Origin of the sequence: Marinobacter santoriniensis NKSG1 (genome assembly GCF_000347775.1) — a bacterium.
In the GTDB taxonomy this organism is placed as follows: domain Bacteria; phylum Pseudomonadota; class Gammaproteobacteria; order Pseudomonadales; family Oleiphilaceae; genus Marinobacter; species Marinobacter santoriniensis.
Genome location: NZ_APAT01000022.1, coordinates 52,966 through 72,530 on the forward strand (window position 1 = coordinate 52,966; position 19,565 = coordinate 72,530).

A 19,565-nucleotide genomic window follows, 5' to 3' on the forward strand; every position below is an offset into this window, starting at 1 on the left:
TTCCTCGTTATATTGAAAGTCAATAAAACCAGTTGGATCGTGGCCGCCTTAAACTGCGGTCGCGCCGCTCACGATCTCTGAAATCTCTTGGGTGATGGCTGCCTGACGCGCCTTGTTGTAGGCCAACTGAAGCTCGTCGATGATGTTGCCGGCGTTGTCGGTCGCACTCTTCATGGCAATCATCCGAGCGGCCTGCTCGCAGGCCAGGTTTTCCACCACGCCCTGATACACCTGAGATTCGATGTAACGTATCAGGAGGCCATCGAGAATCGGCCGGGCATCCGGCTCGTAGATGTAATCCCACTGGCTTTTTTTGACGTCTTCACCGCTCTCTTCTTCCTTCGGCAGAGGCAGAAGCTGACTTACCGAAGGCGTCTGTGTCATGGTGTTCACAAACTCGTTGCTCACCAGGTACAAGCGGTCAATCTTGCCTTCCTGAAACGCGTCCAGCATCACCTTGACGGTACCGATCAGCTGATCGGCACTGGGCGAATCGCCCAGGTGCGTCAACGCAGAGATGACGTTGCCACCGTAGTTCCGGAAGAAAACAGCGCCTTTCTGACCGATCGCACAAAGATCAGCCTCAATGCCCTTGTCCTTCCACTGTTTCATATCGCGAACCAGTGCCTTGAACACGTTGATGTTCAGACCACCACAGAGTCCACGATCAGATGACACCACGATGTAACCGACACGATTGACCTCACGCTCGTCCATAAACGGATGGGCGTACTCGGCGTTGGCTTTGGCAATGTGCCTGATCACCTGCTGCATCTTTTCCGCATACGGGCGTGTCGCCTGCATACGCTCCTGAGCTTTACGCATCTTACTCGCCGCGACCATTTCCATGGCGCTGGTGATCTTCTGCGTGCTCTTGATGCTGGAGATCTGATTACGTATTTCTTTTCCGACGGCCATAACTCACTGCCTTTTCAAGTTAGACACTCGAGCCCGAAACCAACAGAGCCCGCCGGAGTGGCGGGCAATCTGTGTTTACCAGGTCTGAGTGGTCTTGAATTTCTCAATTGCAGCTTTCAGGCCTGCGGCGATTTCGTCGTTGTAATCGCCTTTCTCGTTGATCTTGGCCAGGAGCTCACTCTGTTCAGTGCGCATCCAGTCCAGCAGGGCGGCTTCGAAAGACACCACCTTTTCTACATCAACGTCGTCCAGGAAACCTTCGTTTGCTGCGTACAGAACCGTACCCATCTCAGCCACAGACATCGGGCTGTACTGGTTCTGCTTCATCAGTTCGGTAACGCGCTGGCCATGCTCGAGCTGCTTGCGGGTCGCATCGTCCAGGTCAGACGCAAACTGTGCGAACGCCGCCAGTTCACGATACTGAGCCAGAGCGAGACGGATACCGCCACCCAGCTTCTTCATGATCTTGGTCTGGGCCGAACCACCTACACGGGAAACCGAGATACCCGCGTTCATCGCCGGACGGATACCGGAGTTGAACAGGTTGGTCTCCAGGAAGATCTGACCGTCGGTGATGGAGATCACGTTGGTCGGTACGAACGCAGACACGTCGCCGGCCTGGGTTTCAATGATCGGCAGGGCCGTCAGGGAACCAGTCTTGCCTTTGACTTCACCGTTGGTCAGCTGCTCTACGTACTCGGCGTTCACGCGGGAGGCACGCTCCAGCAGACGGGAGTGCAGGTAGAATACGTCACCCGGATAGGCTTCACGGCCCGGCGGACGACGCAGGAGCAGGGAGATCTGACGATACGCCACGGCCTGCTTGGACAGGTCGTCGAATACGATCAGAGCGTCTTCGCCGCGATCCCGGAAGTATTCACCCATGGAGGTACCGGCATACGGAGCCAGGAACTGCATGGAAGCCGGATCGGCAGCACCCGCTGCAACCACGATGGTGTGGTCCATGGCGCCGTGCTCTTCCAGCTTGCGCACAACGGCCGCAATGGAAGACTGCTTCTGACCAACAGCAACGTAGATACACTTGATGCCGCTGTCTTTCTGGTTGATGATCGCGTCGATCGCAACCGCGGTCTTACCGATCTGGCGGTCACCGATAATCAGCTCCCGCTGACCACGACCGATCGGCACCATGGTGTCGATGGCCTTCAGACCGGTCTGAACCGGCTGGTCAACGGACTGACGAGCGATAACGCCCGGCGCCACTTTTTCGATCGGAGCGGTCAGGTCGGTATCCAGGTCGCCGTTGCCGTCGATCGGGTTACCCAGTGCGTCCACAACGCGGCCGAGCAGTTTCTCGCCCACGGGAACTTCCAGGATCCGACCGGTACAACGGACCTTCTGGCCTTCCGCCAGATCTTCATAGTCACCCAGAACAACCGCACCAACGGAGTCACGCTCAAGGTTGAGCGCCATGCCGAAAATGCCGTTGTCGAATTCAATCATCTCACCGTACATGACGTCGGCGAGACCATGGATCAGCACGATACCGTCGGAAACCGACAGAATGGTGCCTTCGTTACGTGCTTGAGAAGAAATATCGAGTTTCTCGATTCTCTTCTTGATGATGTCACTGATCTCGGATGGATTCAGTTGCTGCATGCCTTTATCCTCAAACCGTTATCTGCAATCAGGAACCTATCGCTTCCGCCAGCTTTTCAAGCTTGCCCCGAACCGAGGCGTCGATGACGACGTCGCCCGCGCGAATCACAACTCCACCAATCAGCGACTTATCGGTAGTGGTAGACAGGTTCACTTTACGGCCCAACTTGCGGGAGAGTGCTTCCACCAATTTGGCTTCTTCATCGTTCGATACATCGAACGGAGAGGCCATCTCAACATTCACAGAACTCTCCAACTGAGCCCGCAATCCTTCGAACAAGGCATTGATTTCCGGCAAGAGGGGCAATCGCTTGTTCTCAGCCAGCAACGCAATGAAATTGCGTCCCTGCTCTGACAATTTACCCTCGCAGAAATCGGCGAATGCCGACGCTTTTTGCTCGTCCGGAAGTGTTGGATGCATCACCAGAGCTTTTGCCTGGGGATCGCTTGCCACCGCACTGGCGAACGCAAGCATCTCGGACCACTCGTCGAGTGCTCCGGATTCCTGCGCAACCGCAAAGGCGGCGTTGGCGTAAGGCCGGGCTAGCGTTATCAACTCTGCCATGTCAAACCTCGTTTACAGTTGCGCAGACAGCTTGTCCAGCATCTCGCTGTGAGCTTTGGCGTCGACAGAAGTTTCCAGGATCTTTTCTGCGCCGATGACGACCAACGAGGCCAGTTCCGCGCGCAGGGCTTCCTTCGCACGATTCTGCTCCCGTTCAATCTCGCCACGAGCCTGAACCAGAATACGCTCGCCTTCTTCGCGGGCATTCTCTTTGGCTTCGTCGATCAGTCGGGCTGAACGCTTGTTGGCTTGCTCAATGATCTCGGCCGCTTTTTGTTTGGCTTCATGCAGTTCCTGTGACGCTTTTTCCTGCGCCAGCTCCAGATCACGATTCGCGCGGTCAGCTGCGCTCAGGCCATCGGCAATTTTCTTCTGCCGGTCTTCCATAGCCTTGGTGATCGGAGTCCACACGTACCGCATGGTAAGCCATACAAATACGGCAAACGCGATCATTTGGCCGATAAATGTAAGGTTAAAACTCACACCGCTTCTCCACTAAATGGAATGAATTAGGTGGTCAACTTCGGTGCTTAGCCTGCAACAACGAACAGGATGTAGAGCCCCAGACCAACGCCGATCATCGGTACCGCGTCAACAAGACCCATTACAACGAAGAACTGGGTACGCAACATCGGGATCAGTTCCGGCTGACGAGCACCGCCTTCCAGGAACTTGGAACCGAGGATACCTACACCGATCGCGGCGCCAACGGCTGCCAGACCCATCAGGATACCGCTTGCCAATATGATCAGAGCTTGTGCTTCACTCACTGTTTTATCTCCTACTTAATGGTTTAGCTTGGGTTAGTTGGTAAATGGATGATGAACTAGTTTAGTGGCTCTCATCAGTCTCGAAAGACTGTGCCATATAGACAATGGTAAGAACCATGAAAATGAACGCCTGCAAAGAAATAATCAGGATGTGGAACAACGCCCAGACAATCTGCAGACCACCGCCAAAGATGCCCAGCGCCGGTCCGGCACTATACATCAGGGCAATCAGAATAAAGATCATTTCACCCGCGTACATGTTGCCGAAAAGCCGCAGCCCGAGGGAAACCGGCTTGGCAATCAGGTTCACGAACTCGAGAACGAAGTTGATCGGGATAAACAGCGTCTGAACCACCGGGTTCTTGTGGCTGAACGGATGCTTCGTGAGTTCACCCACAAAACCGCCAAAGCCCTTTTCCCGAACGCTGAAGAACAGGATCAGCAGGAAGACGTCGAACGCCATGCCGAGGGTGATGTTGGGATCGGTCGACGGCACCACCTTGAAGTAGACGTGATGCGGATCCATCCCGAAAACGTGCTCGCCAACCACCGCGGCTGCCGCCGGCAGCAGATCGACCGCGATCAGGTCCATGAAGTTCATCAGGAACACCCAGACCAGAATGGTCAGCGCCATGGGGGCGATCAGGGGGTTCTTGTAGGGGAACATGCCTTTGACGTTGTCCTGGACAAAATCCACGACCATCTCGACAAAGTTCTGGAAGCCGCTGGGCGTGTCGGACGTCATGTTCTTCGCAACTTTCCGGAACATCACGAAAAAGATCAGCCCCAGCAGAAGGGACCAACCCATCATGTCCACGTGAATCGCCATGAAGCCCATCTGGCTGGCTTCGTGACCACTCTGTGCCAACGTCCATACCGCCTGATCCTGACCAGGACGGGTGCCGGCCGGCAGCTGCCCAAACGTCAGGTTCGTAAGGTGGTGATCGATATAACTGCCCGCAGTTAAGGTCTCGCTTTCTCCTGCCATGTCAGTCTCTCAAGCCCTAAGTTTCAAAGATTTAGACCCCCAAAGCGCCGGGGCCAATGAATTCGTCAGCAACACGAGGATGAACGTTATGAAGAACATCCTTGCGTCCAGGGGGTCTGCCCACTTGAAAACGGCCGCGAAACAAAGAGCCGTGAGCACTAACTTGACAACCTCACCCCGATAAAATGCTTTTACAATACTGCCTATCGCCCGTGCCGGCCGATAGCGAAAAACCTGTTGTGTAAACAAGGCGTTGGGGAGGGTGTACGTCAGCCCGCCCAGTAACGCCGAATAAGCCATGACCAATCCGGCCATCAGATACCCTGCGATGGCCATGGCCAGGGTCAACCCCAACTGCACCAATACCAGGCGATGGACCGGGGGACGCATTCTGTCCGTTTTCTGTCCCGGTTTTCTGCGTAAAATCTGCATCGTCCTGGCCACCTGTCGGGTTGCCGGCCACTTTCTGGCTTTCATGTCAACGGGGCGGGATTATATGTGTTAACCGAGGCAGGTTCAATATGAACTCTTGTTAATCGAACACGAAAAATCCGCTTATTTGATATGGCCCAGAATGCCATCAAGTTCGTCGAGACTGCTGTATTCGATCACCAGCTTTCCCTTGCCCCTGGCGCCGTGGCTGATGGCAACACGGGCACCCAGTCGCTCAGCGAGGTCATCCTGCAGGCGACGGATGTTCGGATCGGTGTCCTGGGAATGGTTATTCGACTTTTTGGGGGTTTCCTGCTGGACCCTGCGGACCAGCGCTTCGGTCTGACGAACCGAGAGGGATTTGCCCACGACCTGGCGAGCCACCTGCATCTGCAATTCCGGGGGCAAGGTGAGCATGGCACGACCGTGGCCCATCTCCAGATCACCATGTTCCAGCATCAGCCGGACGTCTTCCGTCAGGCCGATCAGGCGTAGCAGGTTGGTAATCGTGGTGCGGGACTTGCCAACGGCCTCGGCCACCTGCGCCTGGGTCAGGCCGAATTCGTCCTGCAGACGCTGGAGCGCAAAGGCTTCTTCAATAGGATTGAGGTTTTCCCGCTGGATGTTCTCGATCAGCGCCATGGCAATGGCGGCGTCGTCCGGAACGTCGCGGATGATCGCAGGAATATGGTCGAGCTCCGCCATCTGGGAGGCGCGCCACCGGCGCTCGCCAGCAATCAGTTCGTAACGCCCCTCATCAATCGGGCGGACGACGACCGGCTGCATGACCCCCTGCTGACGGATCGAATCGGCCAGCTCCTGGAGCGCGGCGGGATCCATATCCCGGCGTGGCTGGTAGCGGCCACGCTGGATCAGATCAATGGGAACGTCGCGAAGTTCACCGTCGTGATCCTTCACTTCCTGGTTCAGGTTCACCCTGGAGCCCTGAAGCAGGGCGCCCAGCCCGCGTTCACCCAGTCCTCGTTTCTTCGCCGCCATGGTGTCTGTCATTCTTCCCGTTGAAATCGTTATCGATGCTGTTCCGAAGGCGGCCTATGTTACACCGCAACCGGCGCGGATGTCTTTTTTGTGCCATGGCGACGCACCATTTCGCCGGCCAGCGCCAGGTAGGCCACGGCGCCCTTGGAAGCACGATCGTATTTGAGCGCCGGCAGGCCGTAACTTGGCGCTTCCGCCAGACGGACGTTACGCGGAATCACCGCACGGTACACCTTGTCGCCAAAATACTCGGCCAGCTGCGCGGACACATCGAGGGTCAGGCTGTTCCGGGGATCGTACATGGTACGAAGCAGGCCTTCGATCTGGAGATTCGGATTCACCGTTTCCTGGATCTGTTCAACGGTGTTCATCAGGGCGGCCAGCCCCTCCAGCGCGTAGTATTCGCACTGCATGGGAATCAGCACGGAATCGGCCGCGGAAAGCGCATTGACGGTCAGCAGGTTCAGCGAGGGCGGGCAGTCGATCAGGATATAGTCGTAGTTGTCCCGGACCTTGTTCAATGCCAGACGCAGGCGGTGTTCACGACCGATCTCGTTCATCAGCTCCACTTCCGCGGCGGTGAGATCGCCGTTCCCGGGCAGCAGATCAAACCCGGCCGTTTCGACGGTAATGGCGACATCGGCGACTTCGGCCCGCTTGGTCAATACATCGTAGCCAGAGAGTTCCAGGGCATTCTTGTCGACACCGCTGCCCATCGTGGCATTGCCCTGGGGATCCATATCCACCAGTAGCACCCGACGTTTGGTGGCAGACAGGGAGGCAGCCAGATTGACGCAGGTGGTGGTCTTGCCCACACCGCCTTTCTGATTGGTCACTGCAATCACGCGCGCCATGTTTTACCTCCTGTTGCGGATTACCGGGAATGCTCGGCCCGGGCCACGAGCAGCAAATGTCGCTCGCCATCGGCCCCGGGTACCTCCAGTGAGTGGCTGGATTTTACCTGCCAGCCGGCCGGAAGGGCAGCCACCTCATCATCCGGAAACTGACCTTTCATGGCAAGGAACTCTCCCTCAGTTGCCAGCAAGGGGCCGCACCAGGCGACCAGGTTTTCCAGCGCGGTGAACGCCCGGCTGCTGATCTGGGCAAAGGGTTCGGACGGCTGGCAATCCTCGGCCCGGCCGTGGATCACGTCCACATTTTCCAGCCCCAGTTCCAGCACGCACTGATTGAGGAACCGGGTTTTCTTGCCGTTACTGTCAAGCAGAGTGAATTTCGTCTCCGGCAGCGCAATGGCCAGCGGAATGCCCGGCAGACCGCCACCGGCACCCACATCCAGCAGGTGGTCGGTGGTCACCCACGGGAGAATACTCAGGCTGTCGAGCAATTGCCGCGACACCATCTGACGCTCGTCCCTCACCGCGGTGAGGTTATACGCCTTGTTCCACTTGTTAAGCAACGCCAGGAAGGCCAACAACTGTTGTTGCTGGCCTTCGGTAAGGGAAAGCTGCATTCGGGCCAGTCCGTCACGGAGCTGACCCTGCCAGAGAGAATGGTTCATGGGCGGAGATCAGGCACTCTGCTTGCGCAGCAGGTCCCGCTTCTTCAGGTACACCAGAATCTGGCTCACCGCCGCGGGTGTCACGCCCTGAATCCGTGAGGCCTGGGCGACCGTCTCGGGCCGGACATCCTTGAGCTTCTGCTTGATCTCGTTGGACAGGCCGCCGATCACATCGTAATCCAGATCAATGGGAAGCGACGTGTTCTCATTCTTGCGCAGGCGTTCGATCTCGTCCGCCTGACGGGAGATGTAACCCTCGTACTTGATCTCGATTTCCACCTGATCCGACACGTTCGGATCCTCGGCCCGCTCGCCGCCGATGTCGGCAATCTGGTCGTAGGCAATCTCCGGCCGGCGCAGCAGTTCGGCCAGGGAATGATCCCGGTTCATGGGCTGCTTGAGGAAGCCATTGGCCCGTTCACCCGCCTCGGTGTTGGGATGAACCCGGGTGGATTCGAGCCGGCTGCGTTCCCGGGCGATACCTTCACGCTTGTCGTTGAATTTCTGCCAGCGCTCGTCATCCACCAGGCCAAGGTTGCGACCGGTCTCGGTCAGGCGCAGATCGGCGTTGTCTTCCCGCAGGATCAGGCGGTATTCCGCGCGGCTGGTGAACATCCGGTACGGCTCGTTGGTGCCCCTGGTGATCAGGTCGTCCACCAGAACACCGAGGTAGGCTTCGTCCCGGCGCGGGTACCATTCGTCTTTTTCCTGGGCCCGCAGGGACGCGTTGATGCCCGCCAGCAGGCCCTGGGCACCGGCTTCTTCATAACCGGTGGTGCCATTGATCTGGCCGGCAAAGTACAGGCCCTGGATAAACTTGGTTTCGAGGGTGTGGCGCAGGTCCTGCGGGTTCAGGTAATCGTATTCGATGGCGTAGCCCGGGCGTGTGATGTGAGCATTCTCGAACCCCGGAATCGAGCGCACGGCCGCCAGCTGGATATCGAATGGCAGGCTCGTGGAAATACCGTTCGGGTACAGTTCGTTGGTGGTCAGGCCCTCGGGCTCCACGAAAATCTGGTGCGAGTCCTTGTCGGCAAAGCGGTTCACCTTGTCTTCAATAGACGGACAGTAACGGGGGCCAACGCCTTCGATATTGCCGGCGAACATCGGCGAGCGGTCAAAGCCGCTGCGAATGATGTCGTGGGTCTGCTCGGTGGTCCGGGTGACATAACAGCAGATCTGCTCCGGATGCTCCGACCGGTTGCCGATGAACGACATAACCGGAAGCGGGTTGTCACCCCATTGCTCGTCCATCACCGAAAAGTCGACGGACCGGGCGTCAATCCGCGGCGGGGTCCCGGTTTTCAGACGCCCGACATTGAACGGCAATTCCCGCAGACGTTTGGCCAGCGCGTTGGCCGGTGCGTCACCGGCGCGGCCGCCGGAATGATGCTGCATGCCGATGTGGATAACGCCGCCCAGGAAGGTCCCGGTGGTCAGCACCACGGTCTGCGCATTGAACCGGATACCGGTCTGGGTCACGACACCCACCACCCGATCGTTTTCCACAACCAGATCGTCCGCCGCCTGCTGGAACAGCGTCAGGTTCGGCTGATTCTCGAGCATGTGGCGAATGGCGGCCTTGTACAGTACCCGGTCGGCCTGGGCGCGGGTGGCACGCACTGCCGGCCCCTTGCGGCTGTTGAGGACACGGAACTGAATGCCCGCGCGATCCGTGGCACGGGCCATGGCGCCGCCCAGTGCATCAATTTCCTTGACCAGGTGGCTCTTGCCGATCCCGCCAATCGCCGGATTGCAGGACATCTGTCCCAGGGTCTCAATGTTATGGGTCAGCAGCAGGGTTTGCGAACCCATGCGCGCGGCCGCCAGCGCGGCCTCGGTACCGGCATGGCCACCACCAATGACAATGACATCGAAACGGGTCGGAAACTCCACTCTTCACCTCGGAAATCGGGGGATAAAAACAGGGAGGCGAGTATAACGCCTCACCCGGCAAATTGCAGTCGGAATGCGCAAATTTTAACCAGATACGGCAAGCCTTCAAAGGGCCGGCCAACCCCGTGCTGTTGAAAACCGACTCTAAAACGGCTTGAGGGCGTAGGTAATATCCGAAATTTGCGGTTTTTCAGTTGCTTGTCGGCATCTTCTCAGAAAAGTTTTCAAAAAGTTTTCCACAGGAAAAGGGGCCCGAAAAACACCACTTATAACTCATTATATTATTGTTTTTATTGAATATTCATTAATCGTTTCAGAGTTTATCCGAAGGTTGTTCCATTATTTGTCCACAGGATGAGCGCCGGATCTGCGCCGGAGTCGCCAAACCACCAGCAGTACCACAGCGTTGGTAACAGACAGGATCAGAAAGAACTCGGGAATCGACCGGCCCAGCCCACCGAGCATCACCATTCCCGCCAGGGCGCTGGCGACCATGAACAGCGCATTGATCACGTTCAGCGCGGCAATGATCCGCGCCCGCTTCGGGGCCGGGGTCTCATGCTGGATGAAGGCATAGAGCGGCACGATAAACAGGCCACCGCAAACGCCGATGCCCACCAGATCCACCAGTACCCTGAAATAGTCCGCGTCCAGGAAAAATGTCTGCCAGGACGATGCCACGGGGGTCATGGGCACGGCAAAAAACACATCGACACCGAACAGGGTCAGTCCCAGCGCGCCCCACGGCACTGGCACGAGAGTGATCCGATGCTTGGTCAGACGCTCACAGAGTACCGAACCAATCGAGATCCCCACGGTGAAAAGCGCCAGCAGCAGAGTGACCACGGTCTCGTCGCCCGCCAGGTCGGTCTTGGCAAAGTTCGGGAACTGCGTCAGGTAGGCCGCACCCAGAAACCAGAACCAGGAAATCGCCAGGATGGCCAGCAATACCGGGCGACGTTCCGCGGCAACCACCATCAGATGCCAGGTTTCTGCCATCGGCCGGAAGCGGATGCGCAGCTGCCGGTTGTCCTCGCCCGTGTAGGGAACCTGGCAGGCCGCCAGGTAACCCAGTATTGCCATGGCAATGACGCCGATGGCCGTCAGCTGCGCCGCCATCTCGAACCCCATGATCAGGCCGGCGGCGATGGTGCCGAGCAGAATGGCGACAAACGTGCCCATACCAACCAGGCCGTTACCACCCACCAGTTCGTCATCCGCCAGCACCCTCGGAAGAATGGCGTATTTGACCGGGCCGAAAAACGTCGACTGAGTCCCCATCAGGAACAGCAGCACCAGCAGCCAGCCGTACCAGCCAAACCACAGGCCGATCGCTGCAAGGCCCATGATTCCGATCTCCGCCAGTTTCACCAACCGGATAATCCGCGACATTTCATAACGATCCGCAATCTGGCCGGCGATTCCGGAGAACAGGAAAAACGGCAAAATGAACAGGAACGCCGCCAGATTGACCACCAGGTTCACCGACAGCCCCATGACGCTGCCCGCGCTGTAGGTGATCAGCAACAACAGGGCATTCTTGTAGAGGTTGTCGTTGAACGCGCCCGAGAACTGGGTGAGGTAGAACGGCAGAAACCGGCGTTGACCAAACAGACGAAACTGATTGTTGGGAGGCATGGGTATTCCTGTCCTGGTGCATTCCTGGGTAGTAACCCGTCCGACTCGCACCATTCCGGTGCAAGGTGTCGGGTCCGGCAATCTCACGACGGTTGCGCGGGCTCGCCGATGCGGGCCCTTGTCACTGTCTGGCACGGAATTCGCCTGTGCATAGAGTTCCATGAATTGAATTGTGTGGCCAGGACGGCTCGCCAAACATTAACAGCCTACAGGTTCCTGACCATGAGCAGTGTCGTCAGACTCTCACGGCGTAAGGACCGGCGCGGACGAACTGCCGTCGTGCCGGATCTTGTCCAAAGCCACGATTTCCAGTCGGTCTACCAGCCCATCCTCAGCCCGACGCACCAGAAACTGGTGGGCTACGAAGCCCTGGTCCGAATCCGGCAACAGGATGGCACGCCGGTATCACCGCCCGACCTGTTTGATCAGGCCCACCACAGGAACCAGACGGCAACCCTGGACCGACACCTTCTCAACCTCCACCTGGGCAATTTTCCGGCGGAGGATCAGTCAGCCTGGCTGTTTCTGAACATCAACCCGCATTCCTGTACCCATCCGGAAACCTCCCTGGACCATCTGGCAGACCAGTGTCAGGATTTCGGAATTGCCCCCGACCGGATCGTTCTGGAACTGGTGGAAACCGCGTCGGAAAATCCCGGAGCCCTGCTCCGGTTCATCCACAGGGCCCGGGAGCAGGGTTTCCAGATTGCGATCGATGATTTTGGCATGGGCGATTCGAATTTCGAACGTCTCTGGCAGATCAATCCACTGATCGTGAAGCTGGATCGCAGTTTGCTGGTAAATGCGGAGCACAACAACCGCGCGCGGCTGCTGCTCGATAGCCTGGTTCATATGATCCGGGAAAGCGGCAGTCTGGTGTTGCTGGAGGGTATCGAGACGCCCCAGCAGGCCCGCATCGCACTGTCCACCGATTCGGACCTGTTGCAGGGTTTCCTCTTCGCCCGGCCGGGCGGAATATCCGAAACCACGTCGAAGGAGACCGAGTCCCGGCTGAAAACGGTGGTGTCCCAGTCCAGCGAATGGTCGCTCAAGGACAGCCGGGATCATCAGACCTATCTTCAGCTGCTGCGTTTTGAAGTCCTGGAGGCCTGCCACCTGATCGTCCGAGACGTACCGTTTGCCACGGCCTGCCAGCGCCTGCTCCAGCTCGACGGTGTCAAACGCTGTTTTGTGCTGGACCGGAACGGCATCCAGCTGGGCAACCTCGCCCGGGCCAACCCGGATCTCCAACGGGCCCGGTTCAACCCCCTGTACGAATCCGCCGGTGCCTGCTGGGCCCACCGGGAGTACTTCATCAACGCCCGGGAACGGCCGCAACAGGTTACCTGCTCCCGTCCCTATGTCGGCCTGCCGGATGCCAGACGCACGGTCACCTTATCCACAACCCTGCCGTCGGCTTACCAGCACGAGGTGCTGTGTGTGGACATTCACCCCGACGCGGTCTTCGGAGGCCAGCTTACCTTTCCCGATACTCTGTAACCGAGGCCTGGTGTTCCAGCTCCCGTTCCACCGCGTTGGCGGATTTGGCGAACCGGGCCAGAAGGTTGTACAGCACGGGAATCAGGAACAGGGTCAGCGTGGTGGCAAACACCAGACCACCGAGAATGACCATACCGATCGCGGCCCGGCTTTCGGCACCCGCACCCGTGGCAATCACCAGCGGCACTGCGCCGAAAATCGTGGAGATGGTGGTCATCAGCACCGGGCGGAACCGAAGAACCGCCCCCTCGAGGATCGCTTCGCGGACCTCGTAGCCCTTGTCCCTCAGCTGATTGGCGAACTCAACGATGAGGATGCCGTTCTTCGCCATGAGTCCCAGCAACATGATGATGCCGATCTGGCTGTAGATGTTCAGACTGATGCCCGACCAGAGCAGCGCAAACAAAGCCCCGGTGACGGCCAGGGGGACAGTAAGCATGATGATCAGCGGATGGATCCAGCTCTCGAACTGCGCCGCCAGCACCAGGAAGACAATGATGAACGCAAGGCCGAAGGTGATGTAGATGGCGTTGGAGGATTCCTGGAACTCCCGGGAAAGACCCTGGTAACTCACCCGGGCCTCGGGTGGCAGGTTATCCACAGCCAGGTTGTTCAGGTAGGTAAGCGCCGACCCCAGATCGTAACCCTCCGCCAGGGACGCACTGATGACCACCGCGGGCAGCCGGTCAATCCGCCGCAGGTCCGGGTTGGCGCCGATTTCCCTGACCGACACCAGGGATTGCAGGGGGATCAGACGACCACCGTCCCGGGGCCGCAGGAAAATCTGGCCCAGGTCTTCCGGTGTGGCCCGGTCACTGTCGGCCGCCTGGACAATAACATCATACTCCCGGCCCCGATCCAGATAGGTGGTCACCTGCCGGGAGGCGAGCATCGTCTGCAGGGTCAGTCCCACATCCTGCACGGTGATGTCCAGGTCCGCCGCCCGTTCCCGGTCGATGTTGACCCGTAACTCCGGTCGGGTCAGTTCAAAATCAGTCTCCACATTCAGCAGCCGGGGATTGTCCTTTGCCCGTTCAACGATCTCCTGGCTCCAGCGCTGGACCGATTCGTAGTCCGGCCCGGCGACCACGAACTCCACCGGCTGACTGAACCCTCGCTGACCCAGGCCGGGCGGATTGATGGCCACGGTCCGAACGCCGGAAATATCCCCGAGTTTGCGGCGGATCTCGTTGGTGACCTGCTGCTGTTTGACGTCTCGTTGCTCCCAGGGCTCCAGGCCCATGATCATGAACGCATTGTCTTCCTCATCGCGAAAACCGACGATGGACAGCAGACGGTTGGCAATGCCGTCGTCCAGATAGGGCAGGAGTTTTTCTTCCGCCTTGCGCACATAGAAATCGGTGAACTCTACGGTGGAGCCCCGGGGTGCCTTGGTCGGCATGATAATCACACCCCGGTCCTCGGTCGGGGCCAGCTCCTGGGGCAGTCGCGGGAAAATCGCCACAGCGGCAATCAGCCCGGCCAGCCCCAGACCAATCAACAGTCCCGGCCGGGCGAGGGAGAACCGCAACAGGCGGGCATAACCCTGGGTCAATCCGTTCAGAACCTTCTCACTGGCAGCCCACAACCGGTGCCCCTCCGCCGTCTCCGGACTGTGCCGGAGCCATTTCGAGCAGAGCATGGGCGCCAGGGTCAGCGCCACCACGCTGGAAAACACCACCGCCGCCGCCAGGGTAAAACCGAATTCGGCAAACAGCCTTCCGATATTGCCTCCCATAAAGGAGATCGGCACGAACACGGCCACCAGGGTCAGGGTGGTGGCAATCACCGCAAAGGCCACCTGCTTCGCCCCCCGGTAGGCGGCCAGCAGCGGTGGCTCGCCATTGTCGATGCGGCGCTGGATGTTCTCCAGCATCACGATCGCGTCGTCCACCACGAGGCCGATGGCCAGGATCACCGCCAACAGGGTGAGGACGTTGATGGAAAAGCCGAGGAATCCCAGCCCGATAAAAGCACCAATGACCGCCACCGGGATGGTCACCGCCGGTATCAGGGTGGCACGCCAGGAGCGCAGGAACAGAAAGATCACCAGAATGACCAGGGAGACGGCAATCGCCAGCGTAGTCATCACTTCCTTGATCGATGCCCGGATAAAAATGGACTCGTCGTAGCTTTCGGCAATGGACACTTCCGGGGGCAATGTGTCCCGGATCCGGTCGAGCTCCGCCCGTACCGCGTCGGAGACCGCCACGGTGTTGGCCTTGGATTGCCGGATAATGCCCATGCCGATGGCGGTCTGACCATTGGCCCGAAGACGGCTGACATCCGACTCGACGCCCATCTGGACGTTGGCAACGTCGTCCAGGCGCAACAGGTCATTGCCATCCCGCCGGATCACCAAATTCCTGAATTGCTCCACGGTGGACAGCCGGCCTTCGGCCCGGACGGTGAAATTGCGCGTCGCGGAATCCACCGAACCCGCGGGCAGTTCCACGTTGTTCGCCCGTAGCGCCTGTTCCACCTCGGCGACGGTAATATCCCGTGCCGCGAGGCGCTCCCGGTCCAGCCAGATCCGGATGGCATAGCGCCGTTCGCCACCAATCCGCACATCCGCCACACCATCCAGCACCGACAGACGATCCGCCAGAACCCGGTCGGCGTAGTCGCTCAGCTCTGCGCTGTCCCAGACCGAACTTCGCAGGGTGATCCACATCATCGGACGGGCATCGGAATCGGCCTTGCGTACCACCGGTGCATCGGCCTCGTCGGGCAGCTGGTTGGCCACCCTGGACACCGCATCACGGACATCGTTCGCGGCGATGTCCACATCCCGTGAGAGGTTGAACTCGATGCTGGTGCGGGATTCGCCCTGCTCGGTGGACGATTCGATGGAGCGGATGCCCTCGATGCCGCTGATGGCCCCCTCGATCACCTGGGTAATCTGGGTGTCCACCACCTCCGCGGCGGCCCCTGTGTAGTCGGTGGAAATGGACACCACCGGCGGATCGATATCCGGGTACTCCCGGACTGGCAGTCCCATCAGGGCGGACAGGCCGAAGACAACGATCAGAAGGCTGAGGACCGTGGCAAAGACCGGTCGCTTGATGGAGACGTCGGAGAGGATCACGGATCAGGACTCCCGCGCGGGGTCAAACCGGTTCGGCGGTATCGCATTGTCCCCTTCGAGGACACGAACCCGGTCTCCGGAACTGAGCCGGTCCTGACCGGTAACAATCACCGCATCGTCCGTTTTCAGCCCCGAAACCACTTCGACCAGACCCGGCTTGCGGGAGCCGAGAGTCACCGAGGTTCGTCGGGCGACGCCATCGCGGGCCACGAACACGAAGGTTTCATCGCCCCGGATCAGGATGGCCTGTTCCGGAATGACCAGGGCCTGGCGCTGCTGCAGGGTCAGGGTGGCGGACATGAACTGTCCCGGGCGCAACCGGCCTTCGGGGTTGTCGATCCTGGCCCGGACCGGCAGCGTCCGGCTCAGCTCGGCCACCCGGGTGCCCAGTTCCACCAGTTCACCCTCGAAGGTTTCTTCCGGATAGGCCGGGGAACGGCCCCGGACTTCCTGGCCGACGCGAACATGTCCCAGGAATCGCTCGGGTACCGAGAAGTTCAGTTCCATCTGTTCGGTGGAATCCAGCGTGGTGATACGGGTGCCGGCCGTGATGTAGGCGCCAATGGAGACATCCGAAAGCCCGACCACGCCCTCGAACGGTGCCCGGATAAGATGGTTCTCAAGGCTGACCTGTGCTGCCTGACGTTGCGCCCGGGCGACGTCGACGGCGGTCTTCAGTTCGTCCACCTGGGACTGGGAAATGCTGTTGTTGGAGCGCAACCGGGAAGCGCGTTCGAGCTGACGGCGGGCGTCCGCCAACCGGGCCTCGATTTCCGCGATATCGGCCCGGGCCTGACGATCATCCAGGCGCAGCAGCAGCTCGCCCTGACGGACCCGGACACCGGCTTTCAGATGTATCTCCACGACCCGGCCACTGACCTCGGTGGTCAGCTCGACCGCATCCGACGCTTTCAGATTACCGACGGCATTCACCACATCCCGTACCCGTTCTTCGTGGGGCAGGACGGTATGCACGGCACTGGGTGGGCGCTCCCTGCCCGCCTGGGCGGCGCCTTCTCCACTCAGATTCTGATAGACAACGGCGCCGGTAACGGCGACTGCAACCAGACCCAGTGCGACCAACCACTGTTTCCACATAGGCTTTCCAGACTTTCTCTATTCGGTTTTTCAGGTGATTGCCGTGGATGACCGGCGCCATCGACATTATAGGAACCGCTCCCTGCTTCCACAGCCCGGGCGAGCCGCTTTGCACGACTTTTACACTTGCAATCCCGCAATGGCATTCGGGTGTGGACTGGTAGTAGATACGTCAGGCAGGGGCCCTGCGATCAGAGTTCCGGTCGGGCCATACCGAAAAACTCTCCCTGGGAGAAATCGATGCCCAGTTCTTCAACCCGGGCCTGCACCTGTTCGTTGTGGACAAACTCGGCCACGGTCTGAATGTTCAGGCTCCGGGCAAACTGGACAATACCCCGGGTGACCAGAAGTGCGGTCTCATCCTCATGAATATGGCGGATCAGGCTTCCGTCGATCTTGATGAAATCGACCTCCATACTCAGGATGTGACTGAAATTGGAGTAACCGGTCCCGAAATCATCAATGGCGATGCGGCTCCCGTAAGGACGCACCCGCTCAATGAAAGAGTGGATCTCGGCGTAGTTTTCGATACCGTCGGACTCCAGAATCTCGAAAATGACCCGGTGGCCCATACCCGAGGCCTTCAGAATGGTCAGAATCCGGTCCACTGTGGCGGGATCCGCGATATCGCCATAGGACAGATTGATCGAGAACTCTTCATCCCTGTCCCGAAAGATCCGAAAGCACTGTTCTACCATCAGTGCGGTGATGGTCCGGTTGAGCCGGAGTTTGTAGGCAATATCAACGAATCGGCCGGCACTGACGATATCGCCGTCGGGCTCGCTGATCCGGACCAGGCATTCGTATTTGGTGATGCCCCCCAGGCGGTTGTCATGAATCGGCTGAAACCAGGGCACCAGGCAATTGTCGGCAATGGCCTCCTTCAGTCGGTTCGCCCAGAACAGATTGTGCTCGTAGGACTCTTCTATGCCACTGTCCGGATCGTGGAGAAATTTGTACTGCCCCTGTTCACGGGCCCGCAACACCGCCGTTTTGGCCTGACTGACCAGCTGATCCGCCGGAGCACCCGCCTGCGGTTTCTCACGAATGGCCATCCCGACACTGGCGTCCAGTGTCAGCGGCTGTTTTTTCCACTGCACCCGCTGTTCGGCCACCAGATCTCTCATGACATCCGCCATCGTCTGCACCTCCTGCTGTGAGGAGGCTTCCAACAGCACCGCGAACTCATCCCCCGGAAGACGATAGATGGATCGGACGGATTTGTAACGCTTCAACGCCGCGAACCGCGTGGCGATCGACGTCAACACATGATCACCGCAGAGTGTTCCGAACAGGCTGTTGATCTGGTTGAACCGGTCCAGATTCAGCAACAGCAGGGCGGCGCCCTGACGGGTTTTCAGATCCCTTAACAGTCGCGCCCGGTTCGGCAGCCCGGTGAGTTCATCGGTGTAAGACGCCTGAAGTTCCCGAATCAGCACCACGATGCGGTAAACCAGAAAACCACTGATCAACAACAGAGCGCTCACGGTGGCCAGAAGAATCTGTTGATTGGTCTGCTCCATGGGCCGCAATACCGCCATGATCTCAGCCTCCGGCACCCCAGCACCGTAGACCATGCCACCGGCGGTGCCGGCGTAGTAGAGTTCATACCCGATACCGGAGACATCCAACGATTGAACAGCGAGACTCGATGCCCCATCACTGAACGGACCGGTCAGCGAGTCACCCAGATTCCTGGCCAGAATGGCATCGATCAGGGCCTGCTCCTGTCGACTGTCCTCGCCCTGACTGAGGCTCGAGAGGTTGCGATTGTTCTGGTCATTCAGAAACGCAAAACTGTTGGGGGTTACCGTTACCTGGCTGACCAGATCGATGATGCTGTCTGCATTCCACTCGGTGGTGGCCACACCCAGCAGGCGACCGTTCCGGTCAAACATCGGACTGGCAAGGGCCAGCACGGCCCGCTCGGTGCTGAGGTCAAAATACACCGGCGACCAGTAGACATGACCGGCACTGACCTGGTCGAGTGTCAGCTCCTTGCCCAGGGTGTGGGAATACCAGGGAGCTTCATGGTAATCGGTGTAGCGGCCTTCCGTGTTCTGGCGAACCGGTTTCGGGTTATCCGGTGACAGCGTGTAATAGGGCATATAGCTACGATCCGCCTCGCCCAGCACACCGGGTTCAAACCACAGACCGGCCGCCGAAACCCCCTCGAAATCCTCGAGGTGTTCCTGCAGCGCATTTTCGATGTCGGCCCGAAGCGTGGCGTCGTCCGATGCGGGTCGGCTGGCCGACAACCGGTAAAAACTCTCTCCGATGTTGGCAAGGGTGACCGTGTAACTGGCCAGGGCTTTCTGCCGGGCATCAATCCTCGCCAGTCCGGCCGAGACGACCTCCCGGATTTGCTGGCGACGTAACTCGGAGAGGGCATCCCGGGAATAACTGAGATTAAGGTGGGACAGCAGAAGAAGACCGGCGAGGAAAACGACGATCAGACTGGCCAGGAGCCACAGGATAACGTGCCTTAGTGTCGGAGCCCTCAAAAATCGAAATGGCATTACCTGGTCCCTTGG

General features: G+C 59.0%; 16 protein-coding genes. 1 reads left to right on the plus strand and 15 read right to left on the minus strand.

Annotation, left to right across the window (positions count from 1 at the left end):
• Nucleotides 1-48 precede the first annotated feature (48 nt).
• The 12 genes from atpG to MSNKSG1_RS14495 form a co-directional block, all read right to left on the minus strand.
• Nucleotides 49-918 carry a F0F1 ATP synthase subunit gamma gene (gene atpG / locus MSNKSG1_RS14440; RefSeq protein WP_008940027.1) on the minus strand — a complete coding sequence of 290 codons (870 nt, stop codon included), beginning with the start codon at nucleotides 916-918 and terminating at the stop codon, nucleotides 49-51.
• Nucleotides 919-993: 75 nt separating this feature from the next.
• A complete protein-coding gene (gene atpA / locus MSNKSG1_RS14445) occupies nucleotides 994-2,538 on the minus strand; it encodes a F0F1 ATP synthase subunit alpha (protein WP_008940028.1) in 1,545 nt (514 codons plus the stop codon).
• Between the two features lie 28 nt (nucleotides 2,539-2,566).
• A complete protein-coding gene (locus tag MSNKSG1_RS14450; protein WP_008940029.1) occupies nucleotides 2,567-3,103 on the minus strand; it encodes a F0F1 ATP synthase subunit delta in 537 nt (178 codons plus the stop codon).
• Nucleotides 3,104-3,115: 12 nt separating this feature from the next.
• Nucleotides 3,116-3,586, minus strand: a complete 471-nt coding sequence (locus MSNKSG1_RS14455; protein WP_008940030.1) for a F0F1 ATP synthase subunit B — start codon at nucleotides 3,584-3,586, stop codon at nucleotides 3,116-3,118.
• A gap of 47 nt (nucleotides 3,587-3,633) precedes the next feature.
• Nucleotides 3,634-3,873 carry a F0F1 ATP synthase subunit C gene (atpE, locus tag MSNKSG1_RS14460; RefSeq protein WP_008940031.1) on the minus strand — a complete coding sequence of 80 codons (240 nt, stop codon included), beginning with the start codon at nucleotides 3,871-3,873 and terminating at the stop codon, nucleotides 3,634-3,636.
• A gap of 61 nt (nucleotides 3,874-3,934) precedes the next feature.
• Nucleotides 3,935-4,861, minus strand: a complete 927-nt coding sequence (gene atpB, locus MSNKSG1_RS14465) for a F0F1 ATP synthase subunit A (RefSeq protein ID WP_008940032.1) — start codon at nucleotides 4,859-4,861, stop codon at nucleotides 3,935-3,937.
• A 9-nt stretch (nucleotides 4,862-4,870) separates the two neighbouring features.
• On the minus strand, nucleotides 4,871-5,293 hold the full coding sequence (locus MSNKSG1_RS14470; protein ID WP_008940033.1) for an ATP synthase subunit I: 423 nt from the start codon (nucleotides 5,291-5,293) through the stop codon (nucleotides 4,871-4,873).
• A gap of 123 nt (nucleotides 5,294-5,416) precedes the next feature.
• Nucleotides 5,417-6,292 (minus strand): ParB/RepB/Spo0J family partition protein, encoded by an 876-nt coding sequence (locus tag MSNKSG1_RS14475; RefSeq protein ID WP_008940034.1) that lies wholly within the window; start codon nucleotides 6,290-6,292, stop codon nucleotides 5,417-5,419.
• Nucleotides 6,293-6,351: 59 nt separating this feature from the next.
• Nucleotides 6,352-7,146: a ParA family protein gene (locus tag MSNKSG1_RS14480; RefSeq protein ID WP_008940035.1), complete on the minus strand. Its 795-nt coding sequence runs from the start codon at nucleotides 7,144-7,146 to the stop codon at nucleotides 6,352-6,354.
• Nucleotides 7,147-7,166: 20 nt separating this feature from the next.
• Complete coding sequence (gene rsmG / locus MSNKSG1_RS14485; protein ID WP_008940036.1) at nucleotides 7,167-7,811, minus strand: 16S rRNA (guanine(527)-N(7))-methyltransferase RsmG; 645 nt, start codon at nucleotides 7,809-7,811, stop codon at nucleotides 7,167-7,169.
• Nucleotides 7,812-7,820: 9 nt separating this feature from the next.
• On the minus strand, nucleotides 7,821-9,707 hold the full coding sequence (mnmG, locus tag MSNKSG1_RS14490) for a tRNA uridine-5-carboxymethylaminomethyl(34) synthesis enzyme MnmG (RefSeq protein WP_008940037.1): 1,887 nt from the start codon (nucleotides 9,705-9,707) through the stop codon (nucleotides 7,821-7,823).
• Nucleotides 9,708-10,046: 339 nt separating this feature from the next.
• Nucleotides 10,047-11,345 (minus strand): MFS transporter, encoded by a 1,299-nt coding sequence (locus tag MSNKSG1_RS14495; protein WP_008940038.1) that lies wholly within the window; start codon nucleotides 11,343-11,345, stop codon nucleotides 10,047-10,049.
• Between the two features lie 222 nt (nucleotides 11,346-11,567).
• Between MSNKSG1_RS14495 and MSNKSG1_RS14500 the strand changes: the two genes are divergently transcribed.
• Complete coding sequence (locus MSNKSG1_RS14500) at nucleotides 11,568-12,845, plus strand: EAL domain-containing protein (RefSeq protein WP_040886962.1); 1,278 nt, start codon at nucleotides 11,568-11,570, stop codon at nucleotides 12,843-12,845.
• On the opposite strand, the gene MSNKSG1_RS14505 is transcribed toward MSNKSG1_RS14500, so the two are convergent.
• The 3 genes from MSNKSG1_RS14505 to MSNKSG1_RS14515 form a co-directional block, all read right to left on the minus strand.
• Nucleotides 12,823-15,933 (minus strand): efflux RND transporter permease subunit, encoded by a 3,111-nt coding sequence (locus MSNKSG1_RS14505; RefSeq protein ID WP_008940040.1) that lies wholly within the window; start codon nucleotides 15,931-15,933, stop codon nucleotides 12,823-12,825. The genes MSNKSG1_RS14500 and MSNKSG1_RS14505 overlap by 23 nt on opposite strands.
• A gap of 3 nt (nucleotides 15,934-15,936) precedes the next feature.
• Nucleotides 15,937-17,031, minus strand: a complete 1,095-nt coding sequence (locus MSNKSG1_RS14510; RefSeq protein WP_008940041.1) for an efflux RND transporter periplasmic adaptor subunit — start codon at nucleotides 17,029-17,031, stop codon at nucleotides 15,937-15,939.
• A 191-nt stretch (nucleotides 17,032-17,222) separates the two neighbouring features.
• Entirely contained in the window at nucleotides 17,223-19,550 is a 2,328-nt protein-coding gene (locus tag MSNKSG1_RS14515; protein WP_008940042.1) for a bifunctional diguanylate cyclase/phosphodiesterase, read from the minus strand.
• Nucleotides 19,551-19,565: the final 15 nt, after the last annotated feature.

Coding starts and splice junctions, on each gene's coding strand:
- atpG (WP_008940027.1), bottom strand. CDS start 918: ATGGCCGTCGGAAAAGAAATACGTAATCAGATCTCCAGCATCAAGAGC.
- atpA (WP_008940028.1), bottom strand. CDS start 2,538: ATGCAGCAACTGAATCCATCCGAGATCAGTGACATCATCAAGAAGAGA.
- MSNKSG1_RS14450 (WP_008940029.1), bottom strand. CDS start 3,103: ATGGCAGAGTTGATAACGCTAGCCCGGCCTTACGCCAACGCCGCCTTT.
- atpB (WP_008940032.1), bottom strand. CDS start 4,861: ATGGCAGGAGAAAGCGAGACCTTAACTGCGGGCAGTTATATCGATCAC.
- MSNKSG1_RS14470 (WP_008940033.1), bottom strand. CDS start 5,293: ATGCAGATTTTACGCAGAAAACCGGGACAGAAAACGGACAGAATGCGT.
- MSNKSG1_RS14475 (WP_008940034.1), bottom strand. CDS start 6,292: ATGGCGGCGAAGAAACGAGGACTGGGTGAACGCGGGCTGGGCGCCCTG.
- MSNKSG1_RS14480 (WP_008940035.1), bottom strand. CDS start 7,146: ATGGCGCGCGTGATTGCAGTGACCAATCAGAAAGGCGGTGTGGGCAAG.
- rsmG (WP_008940036.1), bottom strand. CDS start 7,811: ATGAACCATTCTCTCTGGCAGGGTCAGCTCCGTGACGGACTGGCCCGA.
- MSNKSG1_RS14495 (WP_008940038.1), bottom strand. CDS start 11,345: ATGCCTCCCAACAATCAGTTTCGTCTGTTTGGTCAACGCCGGTTTCTG.
- MSNKSG1_RS14500 (WP_040886962.1), top strand. CDS start 11,568: ATGAGCAGTGTCGTCAGACTCTCACGGCGTAAGGACCGGCGCGGACGA.
- MSNKSG1_RS14510 (WP_008940041.1), bottom strand. CDS start 17,031: ATGTGGAAACAGTGGTTGGTCGCACTGGGTCTGGTTGCAGTCGCCGTT.
- MSNKSG1_RS14515 (WP_008940042.1), bottom strand. CDS start 19,550: ATGCCATTTCGATTTTTGAGGGCTCCGACACTAAGGCACGTTATCCTG.